Origin of the sequence: Kineothrix sp. MSJ-39 (assembly GCF_018917935.1) — a bacterium.
Lineage (GTDB): Bacteria > Bacillota > Clostridia > Lachnospirales > Lachnospiraceae > CAG-194.
In genome coordinates, this window is the sequence record NZ_JAHLPN010000018.1 from 19808 (window position 1) to 35839 (window position 16032).

Sequence of the window (16032 nt, forward strand, 5' to 3'; positions counted from 1 at the left end):
TAACTGTTGGTATGCAACGAGGGAGGTTTTTGTGAAAAGAGTACGGAGAAAACAACGAAACAGGGTGCTTGCGCTTGTTTTGTCGGTTGCAGTTGTAATGAGCGGAATGACACTGCCCGGTCAAAAGGTATATGCGGCAGACGGTAAGATCGATCTTTCCGCTTATATCGAAATGGCAGGGACATTAGATGCTGTAGATGGTCAAAATGGTAATACACCGGCTGCGGAGCTGCTGGTCAAGCTGCCATGGGATATGGATGAAAAGCAGGAACTGGACGCGCTGGGTGTAAAGCAGCTTGTAGTAGATTTTAAAGTGGATGCTATGACAGCCTATGAGGGTAAAAATGCTGGCTGTATGGCATTTGGTATGAGTAAGGCTTATAGCTGGGAAAATGGAGATTGGATCGATATCGCAGTGGGAAAAAGCGGAACAGTGAAATTTGATCTGGCTTCCATGAAATGGGATGGATACTATGAGATTGGAAAGCTGGGACTGCAGTTTGCCAATCTGGCATCGGGCAGCAGTGTAAGCTATGAAATATCAGATATTTATTTTTCGACAGATGCATCCGGTGGCAGTGGAAGCAGCGGTGGTCAGATAACGACTGACAGAGAAGCTTCCGGGAATGTGGTTGTTACGGTAAATGCGCAGGGACAGCCGAGTAATGACTGGTCAGGGTTTGAACTTTCTGTGGATAATCAGACCGGAAAAAGCATTTGCGACTGGGTGATCACAATGACGGTTTCATCCGGCAGTGCAGCTAAATTCAAATGCTGGAATGCGACCTATACTGCAGACGGCGATACAATCTATCTGTATCCGAATAAAGAAAATTCCAATGCGGTGCTTGGAACAGGAAAAATGTCTGCTAATCCGCCGGGATTTGGATTCAGCAGTACATGGGTAAACGCATCGGATATCACGATCACCAATGTGGCATATAATTATGGAACACAATCGACGATAGATTATTCCAATGGAAATACCAATGATGAGACCGGTGGAAGCGGTAGTAGTGGTGGAGATGCACAGAAAGATACGACGACGGATCTGAATCTGGACATCAGCTACAATTTTGCCAAGCTATTGCAGGAATCGCTTTATTTCTATGATGGAAATATGTGCGGAACAGGTGTGGATGAAAACAGTGCTTTTTCCTGGAGAGGAAATTGCCATACATATGACAGCTATGTGACCTATAATGGAAAGACAGTAGATGTAAGCGGCGGCTATCATGATGCGGGCGATCATGTGAAATTCGGTCTGCCACAGGGATACGCAGCAACCGTTCTGGCACTTGGTTATTATCAGTTTGCAGATGCTTACGATGAGCTGGGACAGACAGCGCATTTTAATACGATCATGGATTACTTCTGTGATTATTTTACACGCTGTACAATCTATAAAGAGGGAACAGATACTGTAGAAGCTTTCTGCTATCAGGTTGGAGACGGAGACAGTGACCATGCAAAGTGGGAAGCACCGGAAGGTCAGACAATAGACAGACCGGCATTTTTCGCAACGACCTCTAATCCCGCGACAGATGAAGTCTCTGTTGCGGTAGCAGCACTTGCATTGCAGGCAGCTAACTACCAGAAACAGGGAGGAGCGGAAGTTCTTGCGAAGAGTAAGGCGTACTTAAAGACAGCAGAGGATTTATTTGCTTTTGCAAAGAATTGCAGTAATAAGCAGGTAGCAACACAGGGGGCAGCTCCTTTTTATTCTTCCAGCAACTGGGAAGATGATTATTGTACGGCTGCGGCTGCTTTATATGCAGCAACAGGTAACGAAAGCTATAAACAGCAGCGAGATGCCTATTACGGAAAGTTAAATACAGGCTGGTGCCTGACATGGGACAATACATGGCCGGTAGCAGCGGTTTTGAAAGAGGATTATACAGCGGTTAGTGCCTTTGCCAGCTATGGCAATAAGAATACAGCACAGGGCTTTAAAATGATCGATGGCTGGGGCTCAGCAAGATATAATGCATCTGCACAGTTTATGGGGCTGATCTATGATCAGGCAAACCAGAAGTTATCCATGGCAGACGGCAATTACAGTAGCTGGGCAACCGGACAGATGAAATATCTGCTTGGGAATAACAAAGCGAAACGTTGTTTTGTAGTCGGCTATAATGAGAATGCGGCAAAATATCCGCATCACCGTGCAGCATCCAGATCGAATGATAAAGGACAAGTGCGAGAAGACCATTATACATTGCTGGGAGCCCTTGTTGGCGGCCCGAGTGATGAAAAGGATACATATGCAGATAATCAGGCAGATTATAACTGTAATGAGGTAGCACTGGATTACAATGCCGGTCTGGTAGGTGCTGCAGCAGGACTGTATCTGCTGCATAAGGGAGAGGAAGCCTATCCGACAGATCTGGCAACAGAGGCGGAGCTGAGAAGCATCGGAGTAGAAAAATACTATGGAACCTCCTCTGGCGAGTCACCGAGTCCGAGTCCGACGCCAAGCCCGAGTCCGGCACCAAGTGAGAAGCCGAGTGAATCACCGAGTGCAACACCGAGTCCGAGCCCGGCGTCAAGCCAGAAGCCGAGTGCAACACCGAGTCCGAGTCCGGCGTCAAGCCAGAAGCCAAGTGAATCACCGAGTGTAACACCGAGCCCGAGTCCGACACCGAGTGAGACGCCAAGCCCGAGTCCGAAACCGAGTGAGACACCAAGTTCAAGTCCGGCACCGAGTGAGACACCAAGCCCAAGCCCGGCACCGAGTGAGACACCGAGTCCAAGTCCGGTACCGAGCGAGACACCAAGCCCGAGTCCGAAACCGAGTGAGACACCAAGTTCAAGTCCGACACCGAGTGAGACACCAAGTTCAAGTCCGACACCGAGCGAGACACCAAGTCCAAGCCCAGCACCGAGTATGACACCAAGTCAGACGCCAAGTGAATCCCCAAGTGAAACGCCGGAAGATGATGTAGATGAAACACCGGATGAGGCTGTGGAGGTCGGAGACAGCATGGATGTCGGCAGTCAGGTTTATGAGATCACGCAGATAGAAGATGGCAAAGTATATGTCACCTTCACGGAGGCAGATGAAGATGCGGAGGATATCACAATTCCGACCACTTTTACGGATGCAACGGGAAGAACCTGCTATGTAAAAGAGATCGCACCGTATGCATTTGCAAACCACAAAAAGCTGAAAAAAGTAAAGATTGCAGAGGGGATCACAAAGATCGGAAAGAAAGCGTTTTATCATTGTACGGCATTAAAGAAGGTAACGCTGCCGGGCAGTCTGGTGACGATCGGAGACAGTGCGTTTGAGGGTGACAGAAGCATTACTGCGATCACGATACCGAAAAATGTCAGGACGATCGGAAAAAAAGCATTTTATAAGTGTAAAAAACTGAAAACCGTAACACTGAAAACAACAAAACTGAAAAAGGTTGGTGCGTCTGCATTTAAAAAGACGAAGAAGGGTATGTTGTTTAAACTGCCCAAGAAGAAAAATACGGCGTACAGAAAACTTCTGAAGAAAAAGTATGACAGTGGTGTGAGATTCAGAAAAATAAAGTAAGAGAAAAAGTGAGGGAAAAAATATGATTGAAAAGCTGAAGAAAAAATACATGGCGAACTGTATTTTTGCAACGATTTTTCTGTGGGTGCTTGCTGCTGTATTTGTGGCGATAACATGGGATGATCTCAATGTGCTTTTCCAAAAAACATTGAAAATTGAAGATTTGAAGGCAGAGGATATACAGAAAAATGTGAAAGTTGAGGGTGACATATACTATTTTATGGATTATTATGCCTATCAGGAAAATGATGAGGGTGATATGACTGCCATGCAGTTTATGATTCCTGTCGGAGAGGCAGAATACATGGGTGTAAACTGCAGTGGTTCCACAATGAACCGTGCGAAAGAAAATATGGATGCTTACTGGGCGTATCTGGATGGAGACGAATCAGCAATGGATAATCTGCAACCGGTAAAGATTTCCGGAACGATCCAGCCGCTATCAGGTGATTATCTGACATACTTTAATGAGTTTGTAGATAGGATTGGTTTACCGGAGGAAAGTGCGGCATTATTCCTGCCTTATGTGATCAATGACGGTGATATCGGTGAGGGAAACATGGTAACCATTATCTTCTTTATATTGCTTGCAGCAGGCGCCCTGATCGGCGGTATTTATATGCTTGTCAGCGGAATGAAGGGCAGGAATGTAAAAGCATTGGAAGAATATTGCGAAAGGAAGGGAAACAAAGAATATATACTTTCACAGATTGAACATTTTTACCAGATGCAGCCGGCGGTGCAGGGAATCCGCATCGGGCAGGATTATTTCATGGCTGTAAAGGGAACAAAGGTATATTTGGCAGAGGCAGATCAGGTATTATGGGTATATGAAAATGTGGTACAGCACAGAACAAACTTTATTCCGACAGGTAAAACCTATTCTGTTGTTGTGAAGCTTTATGATGGAAGAACATTTGACATTCCAATGAGTAAAAAGACAGCTTCGCAGGAGGCATTGCAATATATTGCTGCAAATATGCCATATTTGTTTATTGGCTATGACGAAGACTGGGTAGAACTGTATAATACGGAAAGAGACCGGATGAGCCAGGCCGTCAGAAACAGAAAGCAGGAGTATGAAGTAAATATGACGGATACTGCCGAGGACATGACATCAGCACCGGATACGGAAATGCAAAATTTTTAAAATTCGGTATTGACATTCAAAAAAAATAGTTGTAAAGTAAACACAACTTAAAAAACCAAACATAATGTAAAGAAACCGATGAGAAAGAAGAGTAGTCATTAGGAAGTTTCCCAGAGAGCTGCAGGTGGTGGGATTGCAGCAAATGGAATTTTGATGAATGGGCTTTCGAGGCTGACCTGAATCAAGTAGGAGTCAGCGGGATGCACACCCGTTATCAAGGTGACATGTATGATAGTACATGACAGAGTGGACACATTGTCAATTTGAGTGGTACCGCGATAATACTTAGTTTATTACCGTCTCAAGCATTAGCTTGAGGCGGTTTTCTTTATGTTATGAAAATTCATTTTCTGGGAGGAAATAAGTATGAAAAAGAAAGTAGTAGCAATGATGATGGCAGCAGTAATGGCATGTTCCTTAATGGCATGCGGCAGCACAAATGATGCAGCAGATACAACTGCAAATGAAACAGAAGAAACGGATGCAACAGAAGAGGCAGAAGCAACAGATGCCACTGACGCAGCAACAGACGGCAAACAGTATACGATCGGTATTTCACAGTTCGCTGAGCACGGTTCTCTGGATAACTGCAGAGAAGGCTTCTTACAGGGACTTGCAGATGCAGGTATCGTAGAAGGTGAAAACCTGACAGTCATTTATGACAATGCACAGGCTGATACAGGTACAGCAAGTACGATCGCAGAAAACTATGTATCACAGGGTGTGGATATGATTTGTGGTATCGCAACACCATCTGCAATGGCAGCATATAACTCTTGCATGAATACAGATATCCCGGTTATCTACACAGCAGTTTCCGATCCGGTAGAAGCAGGTCTTGCAAACGAAGATGGTACACCGGTTGGCAACATCACAGGTACATCCGATGCACTGGCAATCAATGCACAGCTTGAAATGATTCGTGAAATGTTACCGGATGCAAAAACGATCGGTATTATTTATACAACAAGTGAAACAAATTCAGTCAGCACGATCGCAAGCTACAAAGAAGCAGCTCCGGATTATGGATTTGAAATTGTAGAATCCGGTATCAATGTAGTTGCAGATGTAGAAATGGCAGCAAAAGATTTAGCAGGAAAGGTTGACTGCATTACCAATTTGACGGATAATACTGTTGTATCTGCTCTGCAGACAGAGCTTGCAGCAGCAAAGGATGCAGGTATTCCGGTATTCGGTTCTGAAGTAGAACAGGTAAAAGCAGGCTGTGTTGCTTCCATGGGTCTTGAGTATGTAGAGCTTGGTAAGCAGACAGGTGCTATGGCTGCAAAGGTATTAAAGGGAGAAGCAAAGGCTTCCGAAATGAACTTTGAAGTCATCAGCGAGCCTAGCCTTTACATCAATACAAAGGCAGCAGCAGATGTGAATCTGACGATCAGTGATGATATGGCAGGTAGAGCATATCAGACATTTGATGAAATTACAGTAGAGTAAGAGGTAAGAAATGAGTTTAGTACTGAGTGTTTTCGAGCAGGGTCTGATCTATGCGATCATGGCGCTCGGACTTTATATCACCTACAAAATTTTGGATTTTCCGGATATGACAGTAGATGGCAGCTTCCCGTTGGGAGCTGCTATTACTGCTATGTTGATCACAAAGGGATGGAATCCGTTTTTGACATTGCCAATTTCTTTTGCAGCCGGTGCGGTTGCAGGTATGTTGACAGGACTGATCCATGTCAAACTCCGTGTGCGGGATCTGTTATCCGGTATTATCATGATGACGGCACTTTATACCGTTAATCTCCGTATTGCGGGCAAGGCAAACCTGCCAATCTACAATATGGAAAATATTTTTGATAACAAACTGGTCAATGCCATTATCCCGGAAAGTCTTTCCCAGTTTAAAACAGTGATTGTGGCATTTGTGATCACAATGATCGTGAAATACATTCTGGACTGGTATTTAAGTACCAAATCCGGTTTTATGCTGCGTGCGGTCGGCGATAATGAGACGATTGTAACGAGCCTTGGCGTGGATAAGGGATGGATCAAGATCCTGGGTCTGGCACTCGGCGACGGCTTTGCGGCGCTCAGTGGTTGTATGTTTGCACAGCAGCAGCGTTACTTTGATGTGACAATGGGAACAGGTACGGTCGTGATCGGTCTTGCTTCTGTTATCATTGGAACAACAGTCTTTAAAAAGGTAACTTTCCTGCGTGTGACCTCCAGTGTTGTCATTGGCTCACTGATCTATAAAGCCTGTGTTGCTGTAGCGATCCGTATGGGTATGCAGTCTACAGATCTGAAACTGATCACAGCAGTCCTGTTCTTATTGATCCTTGTTGTGGGAACAGAGAGAAAGAAGAAGGTGAAGAGTACATGTTAGAGCTGCAGCATATCCATAAATTTTTTAATCCGGGATCTGTCAATGAGATCTGTCTTTTTGATGATTTTAACCTGACGGTAAAGGACGGAGAGTTTGTTTCCGTTGTCGGCAGTAACGGTTCCGGTAAGACTTCCATGCTGAACATTATCTGTGGCAGTATCGATATCGACCACGGACAGATTTTAATAGATGGCAAAGATTATGCAGGCAAAAAGGATTTTGTCAGAAGCCGACAGATCGGTCGTGTATTTCAGGATCCTTCCAAGGGAACCTGCCCACAGATGACGATTCTGGAAAATATGTCGATCGCGGAAAATAAGGGAAAACCGTTCAATTTAACAAGAGGTGTCAATAAGGCACATATCGATTATTACCGTGAAATGCTTGCACATTTGAATCTCGGACTGGAAGATAAGATGCATACACCGGTAGGTGCGCTTTCCGGCGGACAGCGTCAGGCAGTGGCACTTTTAATGGCAACAATGACACCGATCGATTTTCTGATCCTTGACGAGCATACAGCAGCCCTTGATCCGAAAACTGCTGAGATCATTATGCAGCTGACAGATCAGGTGGTACGGGAAAAGAAAGTCACAACGATCATGGTCACCCATAATCTTCGCTATGCGGTAGAATACGGAAGTCGTCTTCTGATGATGCATGAAGGCAAGGTTATTTTAGATAAAGCCGGAGAAGAAAAGAAGAATGTAGATACGGAAGAGATCATGAAGATCTTTAACCAAATCAGTGTAGAATGTGGTAATTAGCATGAAGAAAGAAACCAAAAAGGAAATTTTTTCCTGGATCTGGACACTGACAGTTGCGTTTGTGATCGCACTGTTTTTAAATCATTATATTATTGTCAATGCAAATGTACCGACGGGATCAATGGAAAATACGATCCAGCCGGGAGACCGTCTGATCGGTTTCCGCCTTTCTTACCAGAAGGAAGGACCTGCACGTGGAGATATTGTTATCTTCCGCTATCCGGTGGATGAGGACGAAATCTATATCAAGCGTGTGATCGGACTTCCGGGAGAAACACTGGAGATCAGAGATGCAAAGGTCTACATTGATCACAGTGAAACACCGCTTGATGAGCCTTACCTCAAGGAAGACTGGGTTGCCATGAATGATGGGCTGACTTATGAAATCCCAGAGGAATGCTATTTTGTGATGGGAGATAACCGGAACAATTCTGCGGATGGAAGATACTGGGCGATGGAAGCAGTTGATTATGGACTGGCGGATAGTGTGGAAGATGCGACAGCACAGGGATATTGCTTCGTAAACAGGGATCAGATACTTGGAAAAGCGATCTTCCGCTATTTTCCAAAGCCTACGCTGTTAAATCAGTCGCCATATGAGGAAGATGCAAAACAATAAAATATGACAGACATAAAATAAGCCGCATGCAACCAGCATGCGGCTTTGCTTATCTTATTGATAGAACAGATCTCTTTTTCTGCATTTCTCTTCACAATATTTGCAACGGTAAATTTCTTTCTTCTCATCGGCCAGTACGAAGATGTGTGGCAGCTCCTGCTCAATGGAAGTGATGCAGCGAGGGTTACGACATTTGATGACGTTTTTGATCTCCTTTGGCAGGCTCAGATCTCTTTTTTCTACGATCTTGCCGTCCTTGATCACATTGACGGTGATGTTATGGTCGATAAAACCGAGAACATCGATATTCAATGTATTAATATCACATTCTACCTTCAGGATATCTTTTTTCCCTTTTTTGTTACTGCGTGCATTTTTGATGATCGCAACGGTACAATCCAGTTTATCAAGCTGGAGCAGGTGATAGATTGTCAGGCTCTTGCCTGCTTCGATATGATCCAGTACAAATCCTTCTTCAATTTTTCCTACATTTAACATGGTTGTCTCCTTCTATATATATTGCTCTGTGAATATATGGTAAAATGCTTTCCCCGTGTAGTTACAGTAACGATTCAGCACCCCATTTGCCATTTACGCAAGATCAAGCAGTGTCAGGATCAGTGCCATACGGACATAGACACCGTATTGTACCTGCTTGAAGTATACAGCTCTCGGATCGTCGTCCACTTCAACGGAAATTTCATTGACACGTGGAAGCGGATGGAGTACAAGCATATCCGGTTTGGCAAGTTCCATTTTCTGTTTGTTCAGAATATAGAAATCTTTTAATCTGACATAATCTTCTTCGTTGAAGAAACGTTCCTTCTGGACTCTTGTCATGTAAAGCAGATCCAGATCTGCGATCGTATCTTCCAGACTGGTGTTTTCTTCATAAGAGATGCCCATTTCTTTGAGCATGTCCGTGATATAATCCGGAACACGCAGCTCTTCCGGGGAGATAAATACAAAGTGGATATCCTCATAACGTACCAGTGCACGGATCAGGGAGTGAACGGTACGACCGAATTTCAGGTCGCCGCAAAGCCCGATCGTGAAATGATCCAGACGGCCTTTCAGGCTGCGGATCGTCAAAAGGTCTGTCAGTGTCTGGGTCGGATGCTGATGTCCGCCGTCTCCGGCGTTGATGACCGGAATGCGGGAATGTGCAGCAGCAACCATCGGTGCACCTTCCTTTGGATGACGCATGGCGCAGATATCTGCAAAACAGGAAATAACGCGGATCGTATCGGAAACGCTTTCTCCCTTGGAAGCGGAAGAGGAACCTGCATCGGAAAAACCGATGACTTGTCCGCCAAGATTGATCATGGCACTTTCAAAACTTAAACGCGTTCTGGTACTTGGCTCATAGAAGCAGGTTGCAAGCTTCTTTCCGTCGCACTTGTGTGCGTATTTCTGTGGATTCTTTTCGATGTCTGCAGCAAGATCAAATAATTGCGTCAGCTCATCTGTCGTAAAATCCAGTGGACTCATCAAATGTCTCATAGTTTGTTCTCCTTTATATGATGTCATCAGGGCTCCCTCCTCATGACGTTATTTGGAACCGCAGCTCATGCAGAATTTGCTGCGCAAATGAGCCGCGGCTACATCATGCATCTTCAATGCATGACATTACATAAATAGAATCGAAGGGAAATGATTCTCTTCGATTCTATCAGTTTACTTATACGTTAATAAATCGGCTACAGCTTTTCTTTTTGGAGCTGCAGGTGTTTCATCCGGATATCCGACCGGGATGAGTGCTACCAGTTCTCTGTCTTCCGGGATCTCTAATAAAGAAGTAATTTTATCATTGTCAAATAATCCCATGATAACGGTGCCAAGACCTGCTTCATAGGCGGCTAAACAAAATGTCTGGCTGGCAACACCGGCATCAAACATCTGCCAGGTGTCTCCACGCCCTGTAGAGAAGGAACCGTCTCTTTCGTAGCCACATCTGTTTTTGATAACAGTAACAGCGATTAAAAGCGGTGCATTTTCAATAATTTTACCATTATTTGGGAAAATAGTGGTACAGTCACGACCGATCTTGTCTTTCAATTCGCCTTCGATCGCGATATAGCGGATCGTCTGGGAATGCTTCCAGCTTGGTGAATAAGAAGCTGCTTCGATCACGGATTCCAGCAGTGCGTGATCAACCGGATCCGGTTTATACTTTCTGATACTTCTACGTCCATAAATACATTCTTTTGCAGTCATAAGTTCCTCCTTCTGATTTGCTTTTGCCTATTATATTAGCATACCATTTTGCCACTTGCAATGCTTATCCGGGAATAAAAATGAAACAATATTGCCAGAAAAAGAGCATTATTTTGCTCACTTTATTTTAGCGCTTGCAAATTGATAAAAAGCTGATAAAATGCAGCGAGGAAGGAAATCTGAAGCAGTGGATTTCCGTGGATGGATAGAGAATATAAATGAGATAAAGGAGTTAATCATGGAACTGGATATGACAAAAGGAAAACCGATGGGTCTGATGCTGCGTTTTCTGCTCCCGGTAGCGATCGGTAATATTTTTCAGCAGTTATATAATACGGTAGACAGTATTATCGTAGGTCGTTTTGTCGGTGTTGGAGCTCTTGCCGCAGTAGGAAGTACCGGAACGATCATGTTTCTGATCCTCGGCTTTTTATCCGGACTGACATCAGGCTTCACGGTGCTTGTATCGCAGAGATTTGGTGCGGGTGATATCAAAGGCATGAAAAGAGCAGTGGGAAATGCTGCGCTTCTGGCTGTGATCGTATCAGCGGTCATGACCTTCTTCAGCATGGTTTTTATGAAACAGCTTTTGACACTGATGAACACGCCTGCGGACATTTTTCAGGATGCGTATGATTATATTATTGTGATCTGCGGCGGTATTTTCTGTAATGTTCTGTATAATATGATGGCAGCGGTTCTGCGTGCGGTCGGCAACAGCAAAGTGCCGCTTTATTTCCTGCTGGTTTCCGTTGTGCTGAACTGCGGGCTGGATCTGTTTCTGATCATTGTCTGTGATATGGGTGTGGCAGGTGCTGCCTGGGCAACAATCATTTCTCAGGGCGTATCCGGTGTATTGTGTCTCTTCTATGTATATAAGAAGATGGAGATCCTGCATCCGGGAAAAGGAAACTGGAAGCTGGAGCATACGCTTAGCATGCAGCAGTTAGCAATCGGTATTCCGATGGCACTGCAGTTCTCCATTACGGCGGTCGGTGCGATCATTTTGCAGAGCGCGTTGAATCTGCTCGGTTCTGTCATGGTGGCAGCTTATACTGCAGCCTCCAAGGTGGAGCAGGTCGTGACACAGCCGTTCCTTGCCATGGGAGCCACAATGGCGACCTACAGCGCACAGAATATGGGGATCGGAGATATCAAACGGATCCGTAAGGGTGTGGCAGCAGCCAATCTGATGACGATCGTTTACGCAGTTGTGATCGGTGTACTTGTGGCTACAGCACTTGTTTCGGTCGTTCCTGTTTTTGTGACCGGTGACAATGTGCAGGCGGTAGTCGATGCAGCGGCAATTTATATGCGTATCAGTGCACTTTGCTATATCCCGCTTGGAATGATCTTCGTATTCCGTAATGTACTGCAGGGCGCAGGCTATGGGTTCCTGCCAATGATGGGCGGCGTTGTAGAACTTGTCTGCCGTACGATCTTTGCATTTCTTGCAGCATATCACCACAGCTACACGGGCGTCTGTATTGCCAATGTCAGTGCGTGGGTAGGTGCAGGCTTCTTTTTACTGGCTGCCTACTTATATAAAATGAAACGCATTGAAACAGGCATGCAGAAAACGACGTCAGTGCATGGTGTTTAAGATATATTCATAAAGAAGCCCTGTACCAAACCAGCAGGGCGCATAATCCAGTCGGATCACTCCGTCGATATTGAGCGGAGCCTCCGAATAATCCCACGGGCAGGCATGCTTCTTCTGAAGCAGTCTGCCCGTTATAAATTCTGTGATAAAGATACAGACGGTATAGACGCTGCCCCGTAAAAGAAGCGGTTTGCCCTTTAACAGTCTGAACACAGGCTGCAGGAGGACAGCCATTCCGTAGATCGGAAACATCCAGAGGGAAGTATTGCCTTTCAGGCGGATATCATGTTTTTTTATTGTGCAGGCGGCGGTAAAAATGATCTCCAGACACCAGCCGACGACACCACAGGTTAAGAATTTTTTTATCATACTTGCAGTATTGACAAAATTACTTTTTTTATTCTGTAAAAAATTGTATACTGGATAGGATGATGTGAGAAAAAGCAGATGGGACAGTCTGCATGAGATTGGGAAGTATAAAGCATGAATGAAAAAGAGGCAATGGAATATATTGCATACTTAAATACACTTGGCAGTAAGCTGGGGCTGACTGTGATACAGGAGCTTTTGAGAAGAGCGGGAGATCCGCAGAAGGAGCTTAACTTTATCCATATCGCAGGGACGAACGGGAAAGGCTCGGTATCTGCTTTTTTGTCCAATATCCTGATGGCGGCGGGGTACAGAGTTGGACGTTATAATTCGCCGACGATACGCACCTATCGGGAACGGATCTGTGTCAATCAGTCCATGATCACCAAGACTGCATTGTGCAGGCTGCTGACGCAGATAAAAACGTATTGTGATGAAATGGTGGCGGACGGCTTTGCACATCCGACTTCTTTTGAAGTGGAAACGGTGCTCGGCTTTCTTTATTATAAGGAAAAGAACTGTGATATGGTTGTTTTGGAAACAGGAATGGGCGGCAGGCTGGATGCGACCAATGTCATACCGGATACACAAAAGCTCCTGGCGGTATTTGCTTCTATCAGCATGGATCATATGGCATTTCTGGGTGACAGCCTTGAGCAGATCGCAAAAGAAAAGGCGGGTATCATCACACAGGGCTGCAGTGTGGTAACGATGGAACAGCGTGAGCCTGTCATGGATGTACTCAGGGCGGTCTGCAAAGAAAAACAGGCAGCACTGACAGTCAGCGAACCGGAGGCTGCTTCATCCATTCATTACGGGCTGGAAAAACAGACCTTTTTATACAGGAACAGATTACCGGTCACGATCCGTCTGGCAGGCAATTACCAGATCGCAAATGCCCTGCTTTCCCTGCGGGCAGCAGAGATTTTGCAGCAGAAGGGATACAGGATATCAGACAGGGCGATCTTAAAGGGCATGGAGCAGACCAGATGGCACGGCAGGTTCGAGATATTGTCCAAAAAACCGTATTTTATCGTGGATGGCGCACATAATGAAGATGCTGCAAGAAAGCTGGCGCAGACCGTGCAATTCTATTTTACAAATAAGAAGATTATTTATATAATGGGAGTATTAAGGGATAAAGAATATGAAAAGATCGCAGAGATCATGAGTCCCTTTGCAGACAGTATCATCACAGTCAGAACGCCCGGTAATCCGAGAGCGTTGTCTGCCCTTACACTGGCAGAAACTGTGGCGAAGTATCATAACCGTGTGACGGCAGCAGACAGTTTAGAGGAAGCTGTGGAGATGAGCTATCTTCTGGCAGATAAGGACAGCGTGATCCTGGCATTTGGATCGCTTTCCTATCTGGGACAGATCATGGATATTATAGACAAGATGAAAACGAAGAGAGCGTGAAAAGAATGGTAGATAAACAGAAGGTAGAGCAGGCGGTCCGGTTATTACTGGAAGGGCTCGGAGAAGATACCGAAAGAGAAGGACTGAAGGAAACACCGGCGCGGATCGCAAGGATGTATGAGGAACTGATGGCGGGAATGGATGAAGATGCGGCAGTGCATCTGTCTAAGACATTTACCTCTCAAAATACAGGCATTGTGCTGGAAAAGGATATTACCTTTTATTCCATGTGTGAGCATCATATGCTTCCTTTTTACGGAAAAGCACATGTGGCATATATCCCGGACGGGAAGGTTGTCGGGCTGAGTAAGCTGGCAAGGACGGTAGAGGTATTTGCCAGAAGATTACAGCTGCAGGAGCAGTTGACAGATCAGATCGCAGATGCTCTGATGGATGAGCTGGGTGTCAAGGGCGCCATGGTCATGGTGCAGGCAGAGCATATGTGTATGACGATGCGTGGGATCAAGAAGCCGGGCAGCCAGACGGTGAGCATTGCGACAAGAGGCTGTTTTGCGGACAATGAAGCACTGCAGAATACATTTTTCCAGATGCTGCACAGCTAAAAAGTGTGATATATCAGGAAAGGATGATGCAGAACAATGGAACAGAAGAAAACAGAGCGTATCAACCGGATCTTAACCCATCCTTCCTATAAAGCATATGTTTTCCAAAATGCCGAAAAGGAGCGGGACAGGGTGTTCTGCCATCACGATATGGGGCATTTTCTGGATGTGGCAAGACTGGCAGTGATCCTGAATCTGACTGAAGGATATGGGCAGGATGCAGAGCTTATTTATGCTGCAGCACTTCTGCATGACGTCGGAAGGCATATCCAGTATGAGACGGGAGAAGATCATGCACTGGTCAGTGCACGGATGGCACCGGCTATTTTAAAAGACTGCGGTTTTTCGCAGGAAGAGTCGGAGCAGATCGTATCAGCGATCGCTACCCACAGACAGGTAGAGGTACGTGACAGAAAAGACTTAAACGGCCTGTTATATCGGGCTGATAAGCTGAGCCGTCCCTGCTACTGCTGCAAACAAGAAGGGGCATGCAACTGGAAGGGCGATAAGAAAAACAGACAGCTTATCTGGTAGTGTATAAAATACCGCAGCAGAAGTGATGAGATAAAGAATTGTAGCAAAGACAGATAAACGGCAGGTTATGCAGGAGGAAACGACGGAAATGATTATCGGAAACAAGACATTTGACACACAACACGAATCATACATCATGGGCATTTTGAATGTCACTCCCGATTCCTTTTCGGATGGAGGAAAGTTCAACACTTTAGATGCAGCACTCAGACAGACCGAGCGTATGGTAGAGGAAGGTGCGGCGATCATAGATATCGGCGGTGAATCAACAAGACCGGGGTATACAAAGCTTTCCGATGAAGAGGAGATTTCCCGTGTCCTGCCTGTGATCGAGGCGGTCAAGAAGCGGTTTGATGTACCGGTTTCTCTCGATACATACAAATCCGGCGTCGCAAAAGAGGGCCTGAAAGCAGGAGCAGATATGATCAATGATATCTGGGGACTGCAATACGATCCTGCTATGGCAAAGGTGATCGCAGACGCAGATGCGTCCTGCTGTCTGATGCACAACAGAAAGAATACGGACTATCAGGACTTTATGAAGGATGTTTTGATGGATCTGGAAAGCTCACTGGAGCTGGCAAAAAATGCGGGGATTTCCTATGATAAGATCATGATCGATCCGGGTGTCGGTTTTGCAAAATCTTATGAACAGAATCTGACAGTCATTAAAAATGTGAGTGAGCTGCACAGTCTGGGGCTTCCGGTTCTGATGGCGGCAAGCAGAAAATCGGTTGTCGGACTCACACTGGATCTGCCAAAGGATGAAAGACTGGAAGGGACGATCGCGATCACGGTAGCATCGGTTCTTTCCGGCTGCAGTTTTATCCGGGTGCACGATGTGAAGGAAAATCTGCGTGCCATGCAGATGGCAAAGGCAATTATGCTGGCAGAGTAGAA

At 45.5% G+C, this 16032-nt stretch carries 15 protein-coding genes and 1 other annotated feature; of the genes, 11 read left to right on the forward strand and 4 right to left on the reverse strand.

Annotation, left to right across the window (positions count from 1 at the left end):
- Positions 1 to 31 precede the first annotated feature (31 nt).
- The 6 genes from KQI22_RS10955 (at position 32) to lepB (ending at position 8427) form a co-directional block, all read left to right on the forward strand.
- On the forward strand, positions 32 to 3544 hold the full coding sequence (locus KQI22_RS10955; protein WP_216552260.1) for a glycoside hydrolase family 9 protein: 3513 nt from the start codon (positions 32 to 34) through the stop codon (positions 3542 to 3544).
- A gap of 22 nt (positions 3545 to 3566) precedes the next feature.
- Entirely contained in the window at positions 3567 to 4694 is a 1128-nt protein-coding gene (locus tag KQI22_RS10960; protein ID WP_216552262.1) for a DUF6709 family protein, read from the forward strand.
- 69 nt (positions 4695 to 4763) lie between these two features.
- Positions 4764 to 5001 (forward strand) — a binding site (T-box leader).
- Between the two features lie 59 nt (positions 5002 to 5060).
- On the forward strand, positions 5061 to 6146 hold the full coding sequence (locus tag KQI22_RS10965; RefSeq protein ID WP_216552264.1) for an ABC transporter substrate-binding protein: 1086 nt from the start codon (positions 5061 to 5063) through the stop codon (positions 6144 to 6146).
- Between the two features lie 10 nt (positions 6147 to 6156).
- A complete protein-coding gene (locus tag KQI22_RS10970; protein WP_216552266.1) occupies positions 6157 to 7041 on the forward strand; it encodes an ABC transporter permease in 885 nt (294 codons plus the stop codon).
- Complete coding sequence (locus KQI22_RS10975) at positions 7035 to 7808, forward strand: ABC transporter ATP-binding protein (RefSeq protein WP_216552268.1); 774 nt, start codon at positions 7035 to 7037, stop codon at positions 7806 to 7808. Before KQI22_RS10970 ends, KQI22_RS10975 begins: the two co-directional genes overlap by 7 nt.
- A gap of 1 nt (position 7809) precedes the next feature.
- Positions 7810 to 8427 (forward strand): signal peptidase I, encoded by a 618-nt coding sequence (gene lepB / locus KQI22_RS10980; RefSeq protein WP_216552270.1) that lies wholly within the window; start codon positions 7810 to 7812, stop codon positions 8425 to 8427.
- Between the two features lie 54 nt (positions 8428 to 8481).
- On the opposite strand, the gene KQI22_RS10985 is transcribed toward lepB, so the two are convergent.
- The 3 genes from KQI22_RS10985 to KQI22_RS10995 all read right to left on the reverse strand — a co-directional run bounded on the left by KQI22_RS10985 (position 8482) and on the right by KQI22_RS10995 (position 10644).
- Positions 8482 to 8925 carry an aspartate carbamoyltransferase regulatory subunit gene (locus KQI22_RS10985; RefSeq protein WP_022005566.1) on the reverse strand — a complete coding sequence of 148 codons (444 nt, stop codon included), beginning with the start codon at positions 8923 to 8925 and terminating at the stop codon, positions 8482 to 8484.
- Positions 8926 to 9018: 93 nt separating this feature from the next.
- Positions 9019 to 9930: an aspartate carbamoyltransferase gene (pyrB, locus tag KQI22_RS10990; RefSeq protein WP_216552272.1), complete on the reverse strand. Its 912-nt coding sequence runs from the start codon at positions 9928 to 9930 to the stop codon at positions 9019 to 9021.
- A 174-nt stretch (positions 9931 to 10104) separates the two neighbouring features.
- A complete protein-coding gene (locus KQI22_RS10995; protein WP_216552274.1) occupies positions 10105 to 10644 on the reverse strand; it encodes a nitroreductase family protein in 540 nt (179 codons plus the stop codon).
- A 238-nt stretch (positions 10645 to 10882) separates the two neighbouring features.
- Between KQI22_RS10995 and KQI22_RS11000 the strand changes: the two genes are divergently transcribed.
- Positions 10883 to 12247: an MATE family efflux transporter gene (locus KQI22_RS11000; protein ID WP_216552276.1), complete on the forward strand. Its 1365-nt coding sequence runs from the start codon at positions 10883 to 10885 to the stop codon at positions 12245 to 12247.
- Here the strand turns inward: KQI22_RS11000 and KQI22_RS11005 are convergent.
- Positions 12230 to 12616, reverse strand: coding sequence for a putative ABC transporter permease (locus KQI22_RS11005; RefSeq protein WP_216552278.1), 387 nt, complete (start codon positions 12614 to 12616; stop codon positions 12230 to 12232). The genes KQI22_RS11000 and KQI22_RS11005 overlap by 18 nt on opposite strands.
- Before the next feature lie 114 nt (positions 12617 to 12730).
- Here KQI22_RS11005 and KQI22_RS11010 point away from each other — a divergent pair, with 114 nt between their 5' ends.
- The 4 genes from KQI22_RS11010 (at position 12731) to folP (ending at position 16030) form a co-directional block, all read left to right on the forward strand.
- Positions 12731 to 14035 (forward strand): bifunctional folylpolyglutamate synthase/dihydrofolate synthase, encoded by a 1305-nt coding sequence (locus KQI22_RS11010; protein ID WP_216552280.1) that lies wholly within the window; start codon positions 12731 to 12733, stop codon positions 14033 to 14035.
- A gap of 5 nt (positions 14036 to 14040) precedes the next feature.
- Positions 14041 to 14598, forward strand: coding sequence for a GTP cyclohydrolase I FolE (gene folE / locus KQI22_RS11015; protein ID WP_216552282.1), 558 nt, complete (start codon positions 14041 to 14043; stop codon positions 14596 to 14598).
- 36 nt (positions 14599 to 14634) lie between these two features.
- Entirely contained in the window at positions 14635 to 15132 is a 498-nt protein-coding gene (locus KQI22_RS11020) for an HD domain-containing protein (RefSeq protein WP_216552284.1), read from the forward strand.
- Positions 15133 to 15220: 88 nt separating this feature from the next.
- Positions 15221 to 16030 carry a dihydropteroate synthase gene (gene folP / locus KQI22_RS11025; protein WP_216552286.1) on the forward strand — a complete coding sequence of 270 codons (810 nt, stop codon included), beginning with the start codon at positions 15221 to 15223 and terminating at the stop codon, positions 16028 to 16030.
- Positions 16031 to 16032: the final 2 nt, after the last annotated feature.

Bases quoted from the DNA above. Each gene is read 5' to 3' on its own strand.
- KQI22_RS10960 (WP_216552262.1), top strand. From the start codon at position 3,567: ATGATTGAAAAGCTGAAGAAAAAATACATGGCGAACTGTATTTTTGCA.
- KQI22_RS10965 (WP_216552264.1), top strand. From the start codon at position 5,061: ATGAAAAAGAAAGTAGTAGCAATGATGATGGCAGCAGTAATGGCATGT.
- KQI22_RS10970 (WP_216552266.1), top strand. From the start codon at position 6,157: ATGAGTTTAGTACTGAGTGTTTTCGAGCAGGGTCTGATCTATGCGATC.
- KQI22_RS10975 (WP_216552268.1), top strand. From the start codon at position 7,035: ATGTTAGAGCTGCAGCATATCCATAAATTTTTTAATCCGGGATCTGTC.
- lepB (WP_216552270.1), top strand. From the start codon at position 7,810: ATGAAGAAAGAAACCAAAAAGGAAATTTTTTCCTGGATCTGGACACTG.
- KQI22_RS10985 (WP_022005566.1), bottom strand. From the start codon at position 8,925: ATGTTAAATGTAGGAAAAATTGAAGAAGGATTTGTACTGGATCATATC.
- pyrB (WP_216552272.1), bottom strand. From the start codon at position 9,930: ATGAGACATTTGATGAGTCCACTGGATTTTACGACAGATGAGCTGACG.
- KQI22_RS10995 (WP_216552274.1), bottom strand. From the start codon at position 10,644: ATGACTGCAAAAGAATGTATTTATGGACGTAGAAGTATCAGAAAGTAT.
- KQI22_RS11000 (WP_216552276.1), top strand. From the start codon at position 10,883: ATGGAACTGGATATGACAAAAGGAAAACCGATGGGTCTGATGCTGCGT.
- KQI22_RS11005 (WP_216552278.1), bottom strand. From the start codon at position 12,616: ATGATAAAAAAATTCTTAACCTGTGGTGTCGTCGGCTGGTGTCTGGAG.
- KQI22_RS11010 (WP_216552280.1), top strand. From the start codon at position 12,731: ATGAATGAAAAAGAGGCAATGGAATATATTGCATACTTAAATACACTT.
- folE (WP_216552282.1), top strand. From the start codon at position 14,041: ATGGTAGATAAACAGAAGGTAGAGCAGGCGGTCCGGTTATTACTGGAA.
- KQI22_RS11020 (WP_216552284.1), top strand. From the start codon at position 14,635: ATGGAACAGAAGAAAACAGAGCGTATCAACCGGATCTTAACCCATCCT.
- folP (WP_216552286.1), top strand. From the start codon at position 15,221: ATGATTATCGGAAACAAGACATTTGACACACAACACGAATCATACATC.